Here is a 17,941-nt window from a genome sequence, read left to right as displayed (position 1 = left end):
TAAAGCAGGTTTTTTTTCATCCAAAGTTTATGAGGATGAGAACCTCCGAAGGAGGTTTGAGCCGAGCGAAGCGAGACAACGTTGCTTTAGCAACGGCCCGCAGGGCGGCATCGAAGATGCACGTAATCCTCTCTCGCCGACCACATTCGAAAAACCTGCTTTTTAAAGCAGGTTTTTTTTCGTCTAACCCCCCCCCCCCGTACACTTCTGGCTGCGGTTTTTTTGTTATCCGCCATTCAAGCTCACTTCATCAATTTCAGATCGGTTTTCCGATGATTCTTCTGATCCTGATAAAAGTTCTCTTGCGACTCCAGACTGAGCAAATAAAGCTCGATTTTATCTTCCAGCCAGCTGTAGCCGAGCAGGGCAAGCTGGTTGTTGAGCTGAAATTTGTGTACGCGCAAATAACTCAAATCTCCTTTTTTCAGTTCGCCGATATCCGGGTTTTCCTGTATGCGTTCGATCTCATCTTCTACCGCCATCTGCTGTTGTTGCGCCAGACGGTTAAACGCTTTGGTAAAACGATGTGACTCGTACGTATCAATCCTTTGACCGCTCTGTCCTTCTGACATAACGCGTTACCTTGTTGTTATCAATTTCGCTTTTAGCCAATAACGTTTCCAGAATAAATCGGTAGGTCAGGTCAGGATTATCTTCGGCAATCCTGCCGATTTTTGCCCAATGCTCGATCTGTTTTGGAATGCTACGGTTGGTCGCTTCTGCATGAATTTTCACGTCGGCGACAAAGTCGTCATCGAGCCGGATGCTGGTCGCCATATTTTTACCTCGGTCAGTTTTCGTACGCGTTGACGATTTTGCGCCATAGTGTCTCTTTATGCAGCAATTTGTCGCTTTTTGGGGTTGTCCGCTCAGTGTGTGGAGGCTATCACTCACCCTGCACCACACCGGAGCAAAAGCCCTATTTTGGCGCCCCGGCGCACTGTTTTCAGGCTCTCCGGCTTTACATTAACGTGAGGCGATCATGACGCTATCCAGCATTTTCCGCTGCTTTCTACCCCAATCTTACAAATAACCGTTCATATAATCATCATTTGGCAATTAATTTTTGTGGATTTAAAACGGGGTAAACAGCTGGAAACGTTCTGCAGCAAAGCCGAATGTGTTGACTTAATCGTCGTAGACTGAATATTCATCCTGTAAATGTTAAAGAAAGGTTTTTTTATGTTTGTTTGCTGTTACTCACAGTCTTTGTAAATGCCTATTGGTTATATTGACGTCATCCATCAGAGTTGCCAAATTGATAGCCAGAAGTCAGACCAGAAGATTTTTCCGGTAGTTATCTGTAACGTTAAATTTACGGAATTTGCCTGAGAAAAGCGCTCCCGAGGCGTTCCTCCCTTTTCTGGAAAAAACTTCCCGCAGCGAATTGGACAACACAACCACCCGTCAATAAAAAATAAAGGGTGGCGTGAGCTGCAAACACAACACACACATCCACATCACCATGACTATAAATGGAGCAAAAGCGATGACAATTTCCTTGGGAAAAACAGGGATACTGAAATTCGGTATTGGCCTGATTGCGCTGACCGTGGCGGCCAGCGTGCAGGCAAAAACGTTAGTTTATTGTTCTGAAGGCTCACCTGAAGGCTTTAACCCGCAGTTATTCACCTCGGGTACCACTTACGACGCCAGCTCCGTGCCAATTTATAACCGTCTGGTCGAGTTCAAAATCGGTACCACTGAACTTCAGCCGGGTCTGGCTGAGAAGTGGGACATCTCCGCTGACGGCAAAACCTATACCTTCCATCTGCGCAAAGGCGTGAAATGGCAGGACAGCAAAGACTTCAAACCGACCCGCGATTTCAATGCTGATGACGTGGTGTTCTCTTTTGAACGTCAGTTAGACAAAACCAATGCTTATCATGGTGTTTCTGGCGGCAGCTACGAATACTTCGAAGGCATGGGTATGGGTGACTTGATTAGCAAGATCGTCAAAGTCGATGACAACACTGTTCAGTTCGTTCTGAACCGCCCGGAAGCGCCATTCCTTGCCGACCTTGGTATGGATTTTGCTTCAATCCTCTCGGGTGAGTATGCGGCCAACATGCTGAAAGCGGGCACGCCGGAAAAAGTCGATCTGGACCCTATCGGTACTGGTCCATTCCAGCTGCTGCAATACCAGAAAGACTCACGCATTCTGTATAAAGCGTTCCCAGGCTACTGGGGCACCAAACCGAAGATCGACCGTTTAGTCTTCTCCATCACGCCTGACGCGTCTATCCGTTATGCGAAATTGCAGAAAAACGAATGCCAGGTGATGCCGTACCCGAACCCGGCTGACATCGCGGCAATGAAGAAAGATAAGACCATCAACCTGATGCAACAGCCAGGTCTGAACGTCGGTTATCTCTCCTTCAACGTTGAGAAAAAACCGCTGGATGAAGTGAAAGTGCGTCAGGCACTGACCATGGCTGTGAACAAACAAGCCATCATCGATGCGGTTTATCAGGGTGCTGGCCAGTCGGCTAAAAACCTGATCCCACCAACCATGTGGGGCTACAACAAAGACGTGGTGGATTACCCGTATGACGTGGAAAAAGCCAAAGCATTACTGAAAGAAGCGGGCCATGCTGATGGTTTCACCATCGATCTGTGGGCCATGCCGGTTCAGCGTCCGTACAACCCGAACGCACGTCGTATGGCTGAGATGATCCAGTCCGACTGGGCGAAAATCGGTGTTAAAGCCAATATCGTGACTTACGAGTGGGGCGAGTACCTGAAACGCGCCAAAAACGGTGAGCATCAGTCTGTGATGATGGGCTGGACTGGGGACAATGGGGACCCGGACAACTTCTTCGCCACCCTGTTCAGCTGTGCGGCAGCGAAGGATGGCTCTAACTATTCACGCTGGTGCTACAAGCCGTTTGAAGATCTGATTCAGCCAGCCCGTGCAGAATCCGATCACGGCAAACGTGTTGCGCTGTACCAACAGGCACAGGTTGTGATGCATGACCAGGCACCTGCGCTGATCATCGCTCACTCCACCGTGTTCGAGCCAGTGCGTAAAGAAGTTAAAGGCTATGTGGTTGATCCACTCGGTAAGCATCACTTCGAAAACGTCTCGATTGAGTGACAGCTTACTGAATGACCCGGGAACCGCGTTGTGTGGTGCTCGCAATCTTCGCCTACCTGAAGGTATGTCTTGATTGCTGTGCTCCTCCGCCTTGTTCGCGGGCCATTCACTACAGCCTTAGAGTCATACGTTTAGAAAGCAATGTGAGTTAACAATAAGCCCGGCGAGCTACGGTTCTCCGGGCATTTTATACAGAGAGTACGGGATATGTTTCAGTTCATACTCCGACGTTTGGGGTTAGTTATCCCAACGTTTATCGGCATAACTTTGCTGACTTTTGCCTTCGTGCACATGATCCCAGGTGACCCGGTGACCATCATGGCCGGAGAACGCGGTATTTCTGCCGAGCGCCACGCTCAGTTGATGGCAGAGATGGGGCTCGACAAGCCTCTCTATCAGCAATACTTCCACTATGTGAACGGCGTGCTGCACGGTGATTTAGGCGTGTCGTTAAAAAGCCGCATTCCAGTCTGGCAGGAGTTTGTGCCACGCTTTAAAGCGACGCTGGAATTGGGTATCTGCGCCATGCTTTTCGCGGTGATCGTCGGTATTCCTGTGGGGGTGCTGGCAGCGGTTAAACGCGGATCCATCTTTGACCACACGGCGGTGGGCATCTCGCTGACAGGTTATTCGATGCCGATATTCTGGTGGGGCATCATGTTGGTGATGCTGGTCTCGGTGCAGCTTAATCTCACGCCCGTATCGGGGCGAATAAGCGATACCGTATTCCTCGATGACAGCATGCCGCTGACCGGCTTTATGCTGATCGACTCGCTGATTTGGGGCGAGCCGGGTGACTTCAAAGACGCTGTGATGCACATGATTTTACCGGCCCTGGTACTCGGTACCATTCCTCTGGCAGTTATCGTGCGTATGACCCGTTCTTCCATGCTGGAAGTGCTGGGTGAAGACTACATCCGTACCGCGCGCGCCAAGGGCGTCAGCCGTATGCGGGTGATCGTGGTCCACGCCTTGCGTAACGCACTGCTGCCGGTGGTGACCATCATTGGTTTGCAGGTGGGCACGCTGCTCGGTGGTGCCATCCTGACGGAAACCATCTTCTCCTGGCCGGGACTCGGCCGCTGGCTTATCGACGCATTACAACGCCGCGACTATCCGGTCGTACAAGGCGGTGTGCTGCTGGTCGCCATTCTGATTATCGTGGTTAACCTGCTGGTAGATGTGCTCTACGGCGTGGTCAACCCGCGTATTCGTCATAGAAAATAAGGGGCGCAACATGTCTCAGGTTACAGAGCCCGTCGCGAATGAAATCGTGACGGCTGCGCCAACGCCGATGCCGCCTTTGCGCGAATTCTGGCATTACTTCAAGCGCAACAAAGGGGCCGTTACCGGTCTGGTTTACATCATTTTGATGCTGGTGATTGCTATCGGTGCCAACGTTCTGGCACCACACGCGCCTGCCGAACAGTTCCGTGACGCGCTGCTGCGTCCGCCGGTCTGGATGCAGGGTGGTAGCTGGAAATTCTTATTGGGAACCGATGACGTCGGCCGCGATATTCTTACCCGCCTGATGTACGGTGCGCGTCTGTCGCTGCTGGTCGGTTGTTTGGTGGTGGTGCTCTCTTTGATCCTCGGCGTGGTCTTCGGTCTGTTTGCCGGTTACTACGGCGGCCTGATTGATGCCGCGATCATGCGTGTGGTCGACATCATGTTGGCCTTGCCAAGCCTGCTGCTGGCGCTGGTGCTGGTGGCGATTTTCGGTCCGTCGATAGTCAATGCCTCGCTGGCCCTGACCTTCGTTGCCCTGCCACACTACGTGCGTTTAACCCGTGCGGCGGTGCTGGTTGAGGTGAACCGCGACTACGTTACGGCGTCGCGCGTGGCCGGTGCCGGTGCGACTCGTCAGATGTTCGTCAATATTCTGCCTAACTGCTTAGCGCCGCTGATCGTGCAGGCGTCGCTCGGTTTCTCCAACGCCATTCTCGACATGGCGGCTCTCGGCTTCCTCGGTATGGGCGCACAGCCGCCAACGCCTGAGTGGGGCACTATGCTGTCCGACGTATTGCAGTTTGCTCAGAGCGCGTGGTGGGTTGTGACCTTCCCGGGCGTGATCATTCTGCTGACGGTACTGGCATTTAACCTGATGGGTGACGGTCTGCGCGACGCCCTTGACCCTAAACTCAAGCAGTAAGGGACGAGAGATGGAAACCACATTAATTCAAGATGTACCGGTCGGTAAAACGCTGCTGACCGTCGATAAACTTTCCGTTCACTTTGGTGATGAAGGTACGCCGTTTCGCGCCGTCGACCGTATCAGCTACAGCGTAAAGCAAGGCGAAGTGGTTGGGATTGTGGGCGAATCTGGCTCCGGCAAATCGGTCAGTTCGCTGGCACTGATGGGGCTTATCGACTTCCCCGGCAAAGTGATGGCCGAGACGCTGGAGTTCGGCGGACGCGACCTGCAAAAAATGAGCGAAAAAGAGCGCCGTCAGATTGTCGGTGCCGAAGTCGCGATGATTTTCCAGGACCCGATGACCAGCCTCAACCCGTGTTACACCGTGGGGTTCCAGATTATGGAAGCCATCAAGGTGCATCAGGGCGGCAATAAAAAGACCCGTCGTCAGCGCACCATTGATTTGCTCAACCTGGTCGGTATTCCTGATCCTGCTTCACGCCTCGATGTCTATCCGCACCAGCTTTCCGGTGGGATGAGCCAGCGCGTAATGATCGCCATGGCGATCGCCTGCCGGCCAAAACTGCTGATCGCCGACGAACCGACCACCGCGCTCGACGTGACCATTCAGGCGCAGATCATCGAGCTGTTGCTGGAATTGCAGCAGAAAGAAAACATGGCGCTGATGCTGATCACCCATGATTTGGCGCTGGTCGCCGAAGCGGCACAGCACATCATCGTGATGTACGCCGGTCAGGTGGTGGAATCGGCAAAAGCCACGGAGATTTTCCGTGCGCCGCGCCATCCGTACACCCAGGCCTTGCTGCGCTCGTTACCTGAATTCGCCGCCGACAAAGCCCGTTTACAGTCATTGCCGGGTGTGGTGCCGGGCAAATATGACCGTCCGAACGGTTGCCTGCTGAACCCGCGTTGCCCGTATGCAACGGATCTGTGCCGTAAAGAAGAACCGGCGCTGCGTGACCTTGCGAACGGGCGTCAGTCGAAGTGCCATTATCCGCTGGATGATGCCGGGAGACCTACCTATGAGTCATGAAAACCCCACCAAGTCAGCGCCTCTGTTGCAGGCGATTGACCTGAAAAAACACTACCCGGTGAAGAAGGGGCTGTTTGCCCCTGAGCGCACCGTTAAAGCCCTCGACGGCGTCTCTTTTGACCTCGAACGCGGCAAAACCCTGGCCGTGGTGGGCGAGTCCGGCTGTGGGAAATCGACCCTCGGCCGCCTGCTGACCATGATTGAGATCCCAACCGGCGGTGAGCTTTATTACCGCGGACAGGATCTGCTGAAACCTGACGCCACGGCTGAAAAGCTGCGCCGCCAGAAGATCCAAATCGTGTTTCAGAATCCTTACGGATCGTTGAACCCGCGTAAGAAAGTTGGCCAGATCCTCGAAGAGCCGTTGCTGATCAACACCAGGCTGACCCGCGACGAACGTCGTGAAAAAGCGCTGGCGATGATGGCAAAAGTCGGCCTGAAAACCGAGCACTACGACCGCTATCCGCACATGTTCTCCGGCGGTCAGCGTCAGCGTATTGCCATCGCCCGTGGCCTGATGCTTGACCCGGACGTGGTGATTGCCGATGAACCCGTGTCGGCGCTCGACGTTTCCGTGCGCGCACAGGTGCTGAACCTGATGATGGATTTACAGCAGGATCTGGGGCTGTCTTACGTGTTCATCTCACATGACCTGTCGGTGGTTGAACACATTGCCGATGAAGTGATGGTGATGTACCTCGGCCGCTGCGTGGAGAAGGGCCCGAAAGACGCCATCTTCAACAATCCGCGTCATCCGTACACGCAGGCGCTGCTGTCCGCGACGCCGCGCCTGAACCCGGATGAGCGCCGTGAGCGCATCAAGCTGACCGGTGAGTTGCCAAGCCCGCTTAACCCGCCAGCCGGTTGCGCGTTCAACGCCCGTTGCCGCCGAGCCTTCACCACCTGTACCCAGTTCCAGCCGCAGTTGAAACCGTACGGTGACCAACTGGTGGCCTGTTTTGCGGTAGATCAGGATGAGATGGGAAAAACTCAGCCACTGGTTGAGGCGGGGCAGGCGTAGGTTTTTGCCATTAACTGCACCCTAAAAGTTGGACCCAACTGATTAAGGTGCAGTTTTTTCGCTAAGGACGGGGAATTCTACTGGGCTAAATCGGCCAGGAAGAACACCAGCCTCAGAGGCAGTTATCATTAGGCTGATATCTTGAGTAACTCTGGAGGGATGATTTCTTTGACTTTTGTGATGATTTCCTTTGAATCAAATTCACTAATATTGGGTGTGTTGACTCGAATAACAGTCGAATTTTCATAACCAGGAAGCCACATGTTATAGGCAAGGAATCCTGTCTCCTCTATTCTTCCATTATTATAAATAGCGACCATTTTTTTATTAAAAGCTCGTGATAAATGAACAATGGACGTATCAGGTGTGATGATTAAATCTGCATTTTTCACAATGGCTGTAGCAAAACTAATTGTACTTTCAGGGAAAACAATACACTCATCTGTTTTAAATTCAGATATTTTATTGTATCTCCCAATGAGTATGATACCAATGCTATGATAATTGTCTTTAATGAAATAAATAATATCTTCCACTTGTTTTTTAGAGAGATTTTTATCTAATGAACTGGTGAGTGGATTTAACGCGATTAAATATTTAACATTCAGTGGTGACACTTTATCAGATAGTGTTTTCTCATCACTCTCGCTAACGCCCAATAAATATTCATAGTCAGTCGTCTCAATGCCAAGAAAGTCCAATACTTTTTTATACCGTTCCGTAATGTGAATATCAATATCCATAAATTCAATGGATTTTGAATACATTGGATATTTTGACTTGTTAAATCCAATGGTAATATTAGCATTAAGGTGATAAATTAATTTAATTCGTCGGAAGGTTAAAATATCATTCAAATCAATAACAATATCAAATTTTTCTCGTTTTAATCTTCGTGGGGATTTATCTCGGTCATATATAAAAACTTTATTAATAAAGGCTGTGTGGCTAAATAAATTCGCGCATGATTTACCGGCAAGAAAATTAACCTGATATCCCGCATCATATAATTTTTTCGCTAACCCTGTGGCTATTATAGCATCCCCAATTTCATCACCTGTTCTGAGAATGAGTATAGTTGGTTGTAGCTTGCCATTGAGGTTATCTTTTTTTGATACCCGGTTTTTTATTAATGAGCGTAATTTTAAAATATTAATCCGAAAATTACTTATGTCTTGTTTGAGTTTTCGGTGTTTTTTCCTAAAATCAAAACCCTTCATCTTTTTTCCCTGAAGATGCTAAATACAAAAAATGGTAAAAATTGTATGCGAATTATCCTGTGGTGTTGAACAAAAAGCAAGTCGCCCGTTTTTAAGCGAGCGGCATGAGTCTTTACTGCGGTTTTTTGGTGCCCAATCAGTTAATCGCCTCAATGATCACCAATTGGTCACTCAGCTGCTTTTTCACCACCGGATCGCTGGTGGCCTGCATTTGTTGTTGCAGCGCGGTGATCTGTTTTTTCATGATTTTCGCATCGCTAAACAGCAGTGGTTTGACGTTGATGGAGGCCACGTTGGTGTAGCGGCCATCCTCTGTCGTCGGGACGCTGATTTTGCCGTCGTTCAGCAACTGATCCACGATTTTGCGTTCACGCTCGTAACCTTCCATGCCGGTCAGTTTCCAGCGATGTTCTGCCTTGCCCTGATACTGGCCTTTCTTCACGTCAGTCAGATAGCGGAGGGTCAGATTACGGATGGTTCCGGCCTCTTCGCCATATTCCACTTTGGTATCTGACAGCACCGGGAACTGCATTCCCTCCAGCGCGCCGCCTTTTTGGGTCAGGTGGCCCATGCGATAAGCGTTCATGCCGAGGCGGATCGGTGTGCTGTCGGTAACCGGTGAGCCATCGTTCATTTTCAGATCGGTAATGCGCTGCCCGACCGGTTTACGCAGGTCGATGGTATAGGTGACGCCGTCGAAGAAGTCGTTGGTGGAATATTTAGATGCGCGGCGCAGCGGGTTAAAGCTGTAGGTCACGTCCCCGTCATGTTGCTGATTAAAGTATCCCGCCGACCACTCCATGTATTTCTTCAGTTCTTTACCGGTGAGCTGATACACGGTGATTTCGCCGCCCGCATACTGGTAGTTGAAGGCAATATCTTTGGCGGTGATGGTGCCCACGTTCAGTTTTGGCCGGTCATTGTCGATCTGCAAAGCGATGACCTGGGCCTTAGGCGCGTAGTAGCGGCTGGCTTCCTGATACAACGCGCTGATGCCGGTATCCTGAATATGCGCCTGAGGAATACCTTTCACAGCGTCCGGCGGTACCAGATCCTGCCCGGTCAGCTGGGCAATCGGCCGGTTGGCATTGGCCCGCAGGATGTTATGAAACGGCTGGTAGATCTCTTCCATCTGCTTGTCGGACGTGATGCCCTTGATCGGATAGGTGTAGCAGTCTTTATTGATCAGCACATATTTGCCGTTCTGCTGTTCAAACTGCAAATCGATGCGCGACAACGCCCGGCCATATTTATCCGGTTCGGTGATGATCACGCCATTAATCACTTCTTTATCCACTTTTACGTGCATATGCCCGGCGACAATGGCCGCCAGTTCCGGGTTGGCGCGGGCGATATCTCCCACGCCGGTGCCGGGGCGCTGGTTCTCGTTATCGATGCCCATGTGAGCGACCAGCACGATGGCGTCCACTTTGCCGTGAAGTTCCGCAATCACCTTTTTCACCGCGTTAACCGGGTCGGTAAAGTTCAGGCCTTTGATGCGATCGGTGCCTTTGGCAAATTCAGCGGTCATCGGGGTGTCCATGCCGATGACGCCGATTTTCACGCCCTGACGTTCAATGATTTTATAGGCAGGCAGATAAGGTTTGCCGCTGTCCCACAGAATGTTTCCCGCCAGCGCGGTGCCTTTAAACTGACTGAGCGGGGTGGCTAACGCCTTCAGACCAAAGTCGAATTCGTGATTACCCATCACCCAGACGTCGTAGTTCAACGCATTAAAGCCGAGGATCATCGGGCTGGTTTTATCGTTCTTGAAAGTCTCAATGAAGTTGCCCTGAATGGTGTCACCGGCATCCACCAAAATCACATTGGGTTGCTGCGCCCGAACTTTATGCACCTGCGTGGCAATTTGACTCAGGCTGCCCGCCAGATTTTCGGTGTCGGTGGAATAATCCCAGGGTACGAAGGTGCCGTGGAGGTCGGAGGTACCCAGAATAGTGATATTGACCGGTTCGGCGGCCATGACAGAGGTACTTGCGCAAAGCAGCATGGAGAGAATCGTCTTTTTCATCGTTTCTTCTTTTTATAGGTGGCTGTATTAGAAAGAAATTATGCGAGGCCAATCCCATATTGGCTAGAAACTTTGCAAAAGCGACATTGGAAATGCGACGTGACGCACTCTATGGCTGAGATGATTATTAGCCGATCGCCCTGCGCAGCGTATTAATTCGCAGAATAATTCCCTGTTTACTCATTTGCATTTTATATATTTAAAATAAAAATATAATTAATACAAATTATTAATAATAGCAGTTAACCAAGAGGCCGATCGGCATCACGTTTATAGTTAAAGTCTTTTGACAGATATTATTCTCTCGCCATACATTCCATTTTATTTATTTATTTATGTTGATAAAGATTTTTATAAAATTATGTTATTTACCATTCCGATTACGTTATTTCTTTAAATGGCTAATGAAAGGGACATCATGAAAAAATTAACACTTATCGCTTTAATGGTCGGGGCTGCGGTATCAGGTAGTTGTAATGCGGCAGCGTCCTCCTCTGCCAGTCTCGAAGCCCGTCTGGCGCAGCTTGAACAGCGGTTGCAACAGGCGGAAACGCGGGCAGACAATGCTGAAAAACAGATCCAGCAACTAAAACATGACGACCAGACACTGAAGAAAACGCAGGAAATGCAGGTGGCCGCCGTGGATATTCAACAGAAAGAACCGGCCAATACTAAAGCGCTCACCCTTAATGGTTTCGATAACCTGAAATTGTATGGTGATGTGGAATTTAATATGGACGGTGCCAGCCGCAGTGGGCAATTAACGTCGGCCAGGACCAGCGATAATAAAAACTGGAAGGCGGGAAATAATGAACGCTGGGATATTAACGGCCGCCTGTTGATTGGGGTCGATGGTTACCGCCGCAATGAGAATGGGCAATTCTCCGGTTTCACGGTACAACCACTGGCAGACCTTCACGGCAGCATGAATGTCGATGACGCCGCCTTCTTCTTCGGCGAGGAGCAAAACTGGCAGGCCAAAGTGGGACGCTTCGAAGCCTACGATATGTTCCCGCTCAATCAGGACACTTTTGTTGAGTATTCCGGGAATACCGCCAATGACCTCTACTCTGACGGTTACGGTTATATCTACATGATGAAAGAAGGGCGCGGGCGCAGTGACAGCGGCGGCAACTTCAATTTGAGCAAAAATATCGGTAACTGGTATTTCGAATTAAACACGCTGGTGGAAGATGGCACTTCACTGTTTGCTGACAGGGATTACCACGGTAACAGCCTGACCAATGACAAAAACGTGGTCTATCTTCGCCCGATTGTGGCCTGGAAAGGCGATGCTTTTTCCGCCGCTGTCGCGATGGAAAGCAACGTGGTCAACAATGCCTATGGGTATGAAAATGCGCAGGGTGACACGGTTGATCAGTCAAAACGTAATGGCTATGGCATGACCATGACCTGGAACGGCCAGAAAGCAGACCCTGATGATGGCGTGGTCGCCAACTTCAGCACCGCCTATCTTGACGCGCAGGACGAGAAAGATTTCTCCATCGGCGCCAACGTGTTGTGGCACCGTCTGGAACTGGGGTATATCTATGCGCACAACCAGATTGATGAGTTCAACAACAGCGGATTCATGCGCAATGACAACGGCGACTACGCCTTTGACGGTGCGGGCACGTACAGCATCCACACGGTGCATACGTCCTATCTGATCCCGAACATTATGAATATGCCGAACTTCAATCTCTATCTGGGTGCCTACGCCTCTATGCTCGACACCGCAGATAACGGCGATCAGAGCGATAATGACACGCGATATGGAGTACGTGCGCGCTTCAAATACTACTTCTAATTTGCCCTTCATCCTTCAAGTGAGCTCGGCGTTGGCGGCCTTCATTCACCCCGGTCACTTACCTGAGTAAGCTCTCGGGGATTCATTCAGTTGCCGCCTGGATCTAACTCGAATGATTTTGGGCAAATCAGTGTGCGTCTGGAAAATAAAAAACGGCATCCTCATCAGATGCCGTTTCCTCTTTTATTGGGTTGGATTTGCGTGAAATCTATTTCCCCTGACTGGCCCACCAGGTCAACAGTTGCAGGCATGACGAGTAGTAATCATCTTTTGGCACGAGATTCGGGCTGATGGCGCTGCGGTTGGCCATGGTGAAATCGCGGATAGCCAGCAGGCCCGGCGACATGTTGTAGGGCGCTGTGGTGCCGGTCATGACATCAACCCAGGCCGGTGTCGCATCGCGCGGCGTCTTTTGCCACAGCTGGATGAACGGGGCGAGATTCGGGCTGCCGGGGTGTGCCCAGCCGAGGTATAGCGGAATGCGCACCGCATCGTAACTGAAGCGCGTCGGCCAGCGGCTTGACGGTTTCATGGTGCCATCGACACTCATATCGACCCAGTCAGTCGGCAGGCGGGCATCGCCAAAGGCCATTTTACTCAATATCGCGGTACCGCTCTCATCCAGATCTTTCCACACTTTCAGATGGCTGTGTTGATAAAAGGCTTTCCATGCCGGGAAGATGAAGTAAGAGGGATTGAGCGTAATTGAACTGGTCTGATTAAACCCAGAAATGCCAGGCAGCATCACTTTATAACCGGCGTAGTCGATCACCGTGTGCTTAATCAGCGCCGCCTGCAATTTTTCTGACGCCTGTGTATAACGCGGGTCATGCCATTGGTCACCGGCCAGCAATAATGCCCAGGCTATCAGCGTATCGCCATCGGCGGCGTTATTTTTATCCACCACTTTTGGGGTGTTACTCGGGTCATAGCGCCATGAATAGAGCCCGACATCTTTGCGGTAGAGGGTGTCGTTGGCCCACTGCCACAGCTTGTCGAAGGTCTTCTGATCGTTGTTGAACACCGCCAGCAGCATACTGAAACCCTGCCCTTCGGTGTGGCTGACGTTTTTATTAGCGGTGTCAACAATCCGCCCGTCTGGCATCAGAAAACGACTTTTATAGTCTGACCAACCGGTGTCCTGCGCCATTACTGACGTAGAGAAAAGCGATAATGCGAGGCTGAACCACAGCACCAGGCTGCGGGCCCGAAATGACCACATAAAAATTCCTTACAATCCATTTTGATAACGAAAGACCAAGGCACCTTCGCGGGTGCTTTCCTGCCAGCGCAGCGGGACAAAAGATTGCCCGCCCTGCGCCAGCAGCCATTCGGCATAGGCCCCTTCAAGCAGGGCGATAAGCGCGATGGTCCACAGTTCTTGATCCTGCCCCTGCGGCGCGGCAGGCCAGGCAATATGCACCAGCGTCAGTTGCTGCTGGGTAGCTTCAATTTTGACCACCCCCCAGTCGAAATGGCTGAGCAACTGATTCAGGTTGTCCTCCAACTCGCCGAGCGTGGCCGAGGCCGGTAACGGATGCTGGCGCGCCAGATTGCCGCCCATCAGGGTCAGGAAGCGGCGGCCGTCTTCGTCATCGGCAGATGAAAGAATGCCGGAAAACAGCACCTGAACCAAACTCTGCCAGCCGGAAGTCTGATGACGGTGGCGATAGTATTGCTGCTCAACCTGCGAATAATCTTGTTCTTGCATGGTTTTTTCCACCGGGATCAGTTGTTGCCCATCAGATAACGGAAGTAGACCTGAGCCTTACTTTCATTGTAGTCACCGAACGTGTCATAGCCCACTTGCCCGCCAATCTGCATGTTTTTATTAAGATGATAGTTGCCGCCGACGCCCGCATTCCAGCCGATACCACTTTTGGAACCCCCCGTATAATAGGCTTCCTGCGCGGTGTTGTTTGCCACTTTGTTCTCCAGCTGTGCCTGCAAATCAGGATCTTCAGGGAAGTAAGGGCTTGCATCCTGGGTATAGGATTGGTAACCGACTGCACCGCTCAGCTTGAGATCCCAGTCATTATATTTCTGGGTATATTCCACCGGGAACGACACGCTGACGTAGTTCTGCGGGCTGAAGTAACCGCCCTGGCCGTAGCTGAAGTAGCTGAGGTTTTTGTCAAAGTTCATGTAACCGACGTTAATACCGGTTTTCAGCTCGCGGTCGTCATAACGATACGGGCGAATATACATACCGACGTTAGCATTGACCGCAGTATTCGAGGTCACATGGGTACCCAGATAACTGTAGTAGCCACCGCCAGCATAGAAACCGGCATCCCCATTATCATAGGAGAGGTTAACGCTGCCGCCGTTTTTGGTGACTTGTCCCCACTTACTGCCTGTGTAGCTATCCTGCACACCGACATAAGAGAGCAAACTGTCAGTCACCGCGCGGCGTTCAGCCGTTACCGTCAGGGTGGTGAAATCCCCCAGTTTTGGTGCCCACTGCGCGCCACCGAGCAGCGAGGTTAAATCCTGCCCGAGTGGGGTAGAACCCACATCGACTTTATAATTATCGCCACTGAGTGCGGCGTTCAGTTCCACGCCAGACTGACTTTGTGAACCGGAGGACTGATCGGCGATATATTGCGAAGCCGACGGCGGTGTACTGGAGGTATTGGCCAGTGCCTGCGCCGACGGGCTGAGCACGCCGTGCAGCGCACCGGTACCGAAACGGTTATTGGCGTCGCCGCTGCTGGTGCCGGCGTCGAGCGTGATAGGGGTGACGCCAAGCGTAACGCGTGAAGTATCAAAGGGCACGAAGGAGAAGGTCATCGGCGCTTTGGCTTCGGTCAGCTGGCTCAGGCCGCTTTCGCCATCACGCCCGCGCACGGACAGATCGCCCTGCACCCAGTTTGCCGTTTTGTCCTGTAGCGTGGTGAGCATATCGTCGATCTGCTTCTCGGTAGCATTACGCTGAACCACGGCGGTCGGTGCTGCACCTGGCAGCGGAGCGGTGCTGGTTGAGGAGACTTGATCTGACTGCTGCCATGGCATCACCGTGCCATACACCGATTGTGTGGTGCTGCGGGTGCCCTGCGTAGAGCGGTTGATAAACGGATTGTCGGTCAACTGCAAACCGGCGATTTGCGACGAACCGCCGTCTGCGCCCTCCAGTCCGATCACCTTACCTTTGGCTGAACGCAACAGCGCCAGCGCCTGCTGGTGGTCACCTTCGGCTTCCGCGACGCGGGCAGCCAGTAACAGGCGATCCGGCGTACGTGGCCCGGTCAGGCCGTTCATCAGCTCATGCGCCCGCGCGTTATCTCCTTCGGCCAGCGCCACGTTAATGGCACCGATGCGGGCATCCTGCGTCGGGGTGTCGTTGCTCATCAGGTAGTTATAAACCTGACCTGCCTGTTTGTTCATTTTGCCGGACTGATAGAGGCGGGCCATCGCCAGCATCAGGTCGCGGTTTTGCGGATCGGCCTGCAGCGCGACAACCAGCTTGTCATAAGCGGCCGCGTACTGCCCCTGTTCACGCAGTTGATCGACCTGATTGATCACAAAGCCGTTGCGCATATCCGCCATTTCGGTCGGCGTGGTGCTGGCCTGAATCTGCGGATTCTGCAGGAAGGCCTGCGCTTCATTACTCAGCCCAGCCTGGTTCAGCACCGTGACCTGATCGGCATAATCACCGGCATTGCCGTGCACGCCTTTTTGCATATTCTGGCGCACTAACTGTACGGCCAGCGGAATCTGCCCGGTGGCGGCGAGATTTTTCGCCAATGCCCCGACATCAGCGGGTGCCGAAGGCGGATCCTGCGCCAGTGCCCGCAGCGTATTGGCGGCAGCGGCGCTGTTGCCCTGCTGCTGATAGGCCTCGGCGGTCGCCATTTGCTGATTGAAGTTGGCGCGCTGGGCCAGTTCACGCATCGCGGCGGTCTGGTTGCTGCGCGGAATACGTGACAGCAGAGCGCTGGCGGTGGACCAGTTTTTGGTTTCCGACGCAAACAGCGCGGCGGCGTACAGGTCTGTCGCACCGGCTCCCGGCCGGGTGGAACTGGCCATCAGCGACTGCGCCTGTGCGGTTTGCCCCTGCTTTTGCAGAATGCGCGCCATATCCAGTTTTACCCAGACGTTGCCCGGCTGACGTTGCTGTGCCTGTTGTAAAATATTCAGTGCGCGCTGCGGATCGTTGTTTGCCATGGCCTGCGCAGCCTGGCGGCGCATCGGTTCGATAACGTCCGCCACGGCAGGTGGTTGCAGTTTGTTGCGCAGCGCCACCGGCAGCGTTTGCAGAACCTGACTGGCCTCCGGCTTATTCTGCTGGCGCAGCACGTAATAGAGTCCGGCACGGGCATCCGGGTTGTCGCCCAGTGCGCTGTATTGTTGCTCGGCACCGGCCAGATCGCCTTTGCGGCGTAAAATGTCGGCCCGCAACAAACTGGCGGAGAGACCTTTGTCGCCTTCGGCCTGCGTCAGCGGCGTCACGGCGGCCAGCGCGCTGTCATAGTTGCCGGAACCGGCATCCGCTTTGGCTTTCGCCAATTGCGCGTAAAACGCGGAATCTTGTGCCTGCGCGGCGAGCTGAGCACTGTTGGCTCCGCCTTGCTGGGCGGCACGATTCAGATAATCTGCCGCAGCGGCAAAATCACCGCTGCGCTGAGCGAGATAACCCAAGCCGGCCAGCGCGTCCGGGTCGTTAGGGTTGCCCGCCAGTACGGTCTGGAACTGGGTTTTGGCGTCGGTGACGTCGCCGCTGTTGAGCGCATTGAAGCCCTGACTTTTGGCCACGCCGCCGATGTTTTTCTGGAAATAGGCCATCACGGCGGTGTCATTCGGATGGCGTGCCTGATAACCCTGATAAAGCTCGCGGTCGGTTTCTTTCGGCGCCATCCACAACAGCGCCTGACGCAGCGAACGGTCCGCTTCCGGGCTGTTGGCGGCCAAACTACCGAGTAAATTGATCCCGTCCCGACGGGATGATTCCTGATAGGTCAGGACTTTGCCCAACGCCAGTTTCGCCGACGTGTCGTCCGGACGTTGCGCTACGCGCTGCTGTAGCCCTTCGATGGCTTGTGGCTGTAGCGTCTTGTCACCGGCCATTGTCAGGTAATATTCGGTGGCCAGACTGTCGAGTGGCTGGTTGCCGTTAAAGATAGTGCGGTAGGTTGCCAGTGAACCACTGATATTGCCCTGCGCCGCCATCTGCCGGGCCGAGGCCAACTGGGTCGGCGGAATGGACTGCATGGCTTTGGCACTGTTGAGCGAGGCCAGCCGCGAGTCCTGCGGTGACACGGCACTCAACTTTTCACGCCACTGATTGGCGGCGGTTTTATCTCCAGCCTGCATCGAATAGAGCGACATCAGATAGAGCGCCTGCGTGTTGTTGGGGTCAACCAGCAACACTTTTTTCAACGCATCTTTCGCCAGATCGTCATGTGCGCGTTCGTGCCAATAAGCCGCCTGATCGAACAGCGCCTTCAGGGCCGGATTTGTGGTGTCCGCTGCGTAACTCGCAGCGCTGAAGCTTCCTATTCCGGCGATCCCTACCAGATAAATAGCCCTGACCACGGCCAGTGACAGTTTATGTTTTTTCATTTGTAACTCCGGTG

General features: G+C 52.7%; 13 protein-coding genes and 1 other RNA gene. 7 read left to right on the top strand and 7 right to left on the bottom strand.

Annotated features, from left to right (window positions below; translation table 11 throughout):
* The first annotated feature begins 15 nt into the window (after positions 1-15).
* Positions 16-143, top strand: a non-coding RNA gene (locus EAH77_RS21555) — RtT sRNA.
* A 99-nt stretch (positions 144-242) separates the two neighbouring features.
* On the opposite strand, the gene EAH77_RS21550 is transcribed toward EAH77_RS21555, so the two are convergent.
* Both EAH77_RS21550 and EAH77_RS21545 read right to left on the bottom strand, forming a co-directional pair.
* Positions 243-572: a type II toxin-antitoxin system RelE/ParE family toxin gene (locus EAH77_RS21550; protein ID WP_140474947.1), complete on the bottom strand. Its 330-nt coding sequence runs from the start codon at positions 570-572 to the stop codon at positions 243-245.
* Entirely contained in the window at positions 541-777 is a 237-nt protein-coding gene (locus tag EAH77_RS21545; protein ID WP_140474946.1) for a ParD-like family protein, read from the bottom strand. The genes EAH77_RS21550 and EAH77_RS21545 overlap by 32 nt, the downstream gene beginning before the upstream one ends.
* 712 nt (positions 778-1,489) lie before the next feature.
* Between EAH77_RS21545 and dppA the strand changes: the two genes are divergently transcribed.
* From dppA to dppF, 5 genes are all read left to right on the top strand, one after another.
* Positions 1,490-3,097 carry a dipeptide ABC transporter periplasmic-binding protein DppA gene (gene dppA / locus EAH77_RS21540; protein WP_140474944.1) on the top strand — a complete coding sequence of 536 codons (1,608 nt, stop codon included), beginning with the start codon at positions 1,490-1,492 and terminating at the stop codon, positions 3,095-3,097.
* 207 nt (positions 3,098-3,304) lie between these two features.
* The gene (dppB, locus tag EAH77_RS21535) at positions 3,305-4,324 is read left to right on the top strand and encodes a dipeptide ABC transporter permease DppB (RefSeq protein ID WP_140474942.1); all 1,020 of its coding nucleotides are present in this window, start codon (positions 3,305-3,307) and stop codon (positions 4,322-4,324) included.
* A 10-nt stretch (positions 4,325-4,334) separates the two neighbouring features.
* Positions 4,335-5,249: a dipeptide ABC transporter permease DppC gene (gene dppC, locus EAH77_RS21530; protein ID WP_140474940.1), complete on the top strand. Its 915-nt coding sequence runs from the start codon at positions 4,335-4,337 to the stop codon at positions 5,247-5,249.
* 10 nt (positions 5,250-5,259) lie between these two features.
* Entirely contained in the window at positions 5,260-6,285 is a 1,026-nt protein-coding gene (gene dppD, locus EAH77_RS21525; protein WP_140474938.1) for a dipeptide ABC transporter ATP-binding protein, read from the top strand.
* The gene (gene dppF / locus EAH77_RS21520) at positions 6,275-7,306 is read left to right on the top strand and encodes a dipeptide ABC transporter ATP-binding subunit DppF (protein WP_140474936.1); all 1,032 of its coding nucleotides are present in this window, start codon (positions 6,275-6,277) and stop codon (positions 7,304-7,306) included. The genes dppD and dppF overlap by 11 nt, the downstream gene beginning before the upstream one ends.
* A 128-nt stretch (positions 7,307-7,434) precedes the next feature.
* Here dppF and EAH77_RS21515 read toward each other — a convergent pair whose 3' ends face one another.
* Complete coding sequence (locus EAH77_RS21515) at positions 7,435-8,526, bottom strand: glycosyltransferase family 9 protein (RefSeq protein WP_140474934.1); 1,092 nt, start codon at positions 8,524-8,526, stop codon at positions 7,435-7,437.
* A gap of 136 nt (positions 8,527-8,662) precedes the next feature.
* Positions 8,663-10,555: a bifunctional metallophosphatase/5'-nucleotidase gene (locus EAH77_RS21510; RefSeq protein ID WP_140474932.1), complete on the bottom strand. Its 1,893-nt coding sequence runs from the start codon at positions 10,553-10,555 to the stop codon at positions 8,663-8,665.
* 418 nt (positions 10,556-10,973) lie between these two features.
* On the opposite strand from EAH77_RS21510, the gene EAH77_RS21505 reads away from it, so the two are divergent.
* Positions 10,974-12,365 carry a carbohydrate porin gene (locus EAH77_RS21505; protein ID WP_140474930.1) on the top strand — a complete coding sequence of 464 codons (1,392 nt, stop codon included), beginning with the start codon at positions 10,974-10,976 and terminating at the stop codon, positions 12,363-12,365.
* Between the two features lie 208 nt (positions 12,366-12,573).
* Here EAH77_RS21505 and EAH77_RS21500 read toward each other — a convergent pair whose 3' ends face one another.
* Genes EAH77_RS21500 through EAH77_RS21490 form a run of 3 tightly spaced genes read right to left on the bottom strand, consistent with a single transcriptional unit; the run spans position 12,574 to position 17,927 of the window.
* A complete protein-coding gene (locus tag EAH77_RS21500) occupies positions 12,574-13,587 on the bottom strand; it encodes a glycosyl hydrolase family 8 (protein ID WP_140474928.1) in 1,014 nt (337 codons plus the stop codon).
* Between the two features lie 9 nt (positions 13,588-13,596).
* Positions 13,597-14,076: a cellulose biosynthesis protein BcsD gene (gene bcsD, locus EAH77_RS21495; protein ID WP_140474926.1), complete on the bottom strand. Its 480-nt coding sequence runs from the start codon at positions 14,074-14,076 to the stop codon at positions 13,597-13,599.
* A 17-nt stretch (positions 14,077-14,093) separates the two neighbouring features.
* Positions 14,094-17,927 carry a cellulose biosynthesis protein BcsC gene (locus tag EAH77_RS21490; protein ID WP_140474924.1) on the bottom strand — a complete coding sequence of 1,278 codons (3,834 nt, stop codon included), beginning with the start codon at positions 17,925-17,927 and terminating at the stop codon, positions 14,094-14,096.
* Between the last annotated feature and the right edge of the window lie 14 nt (positions 17,928-17,941).

Source organism: Ewingella americana (assembly GCF_006438725.1).
Taxonomy (GTDB): Bacteria; Pseudomonadota; Gammaproteobacteria; order Enterobacterales; family Enterobacteriaceae; genus Ewingella; species Ewingella americana_A.
The sequence above is the reverse complement of the archived record's forward strand: the minus strand, read 5'-3'. Positions and strand labels throughout refer to the sequence as shown.

Bases quoted from the DNA above. Each gene is read 5' to 3' on its own strand.
- EAH77_RS21505 (WP_140474930.1), top strand. From the start codon at position 10,974: ATGAAAAAATTAACACTTATCGCTTTAATGGTCGGGGCTGCGGTATCA.
- dppD (WP_140474938.1), top strand. From the start codon at position 5,260: ATGGAAACCACATTAATTCAAGATGTACCGGTCGGTAAAACGCTGCTG.
- EAH77_RS21515 (WP_140474934.1), bottom strand. From the start codon at position 8,526: ATGAAGGGTTTTGATTTTAGGAAAAAACACCGAAAACTCAAACAAGAC.
- EAH77_RS21490 (WP_140474924.1), bottom strand. From the start codon at position 17,927: ATGAAAAAACATAAACTGTCACTGGCCGTGGTCAGGGCTATTTATCTG.
- dppC (WP_140474940.1), top strand. From the start codon at position 4,335: ATGTCTCAGGTTACAGAGCCCGTCGCGAATGAAATCGTGACGGCTGCG.
- EAH77_RS21500 (WP_140474928.1), bottom strand. From the start codon at position 13,587: ATGTGGTCATTTCGGGCCCGCAGCCTGGTGCTGTGGTTCAGCCTCGCA.
- dppA (WP_140474944.1), top strand. From the start codon at position 1,490: ATGACAATTTCCTTGGGAAAAACAGGGATACTGAAATTCGGTATTGGC.
- dppF (WP_140474936.1), top strand. From the start codon at position 6,275: ATGAGTCATGAAAACCCCACCAAGTCAGCGCCTCTGTTGCAGGCGATT.
- dppB (WP_140474942.1), top strand. From the start codon at position 3,305: ATGTTTCAGTTCATACTCCGACGTTTGGGGTTAGTTATCCCAACGTTT.
- EAH77_RS21545 (WP_140474946.1), bottom strand. From the start codon at position 777: ATGGCGACCAGCATCCGGCTCGATGACGACTTTGTCGCCGACGTGAAA.
- EAH77_RS21550 (WP_140474947.1), bottom strand. From the start codon at position 572: ATGTCAGAAGGACAGAGCGGTCAAAGGATTGATACGTACGAGTCACAT.
- bcsD (WP_140474926.1), bottom strand. From the start codon at position 14,076: ATGCAAGAACAAGATTATTCGCAGGTTGAGCAGCAATACTATCGCCAC.
- EAH77_RS21510 (WP_140474932.1), bottom strand. From the start codon at position 10,555: ATGAAAAAGACGATTCTCTCCATGCTGCTTTGCGCAAGTACCTCTGTC.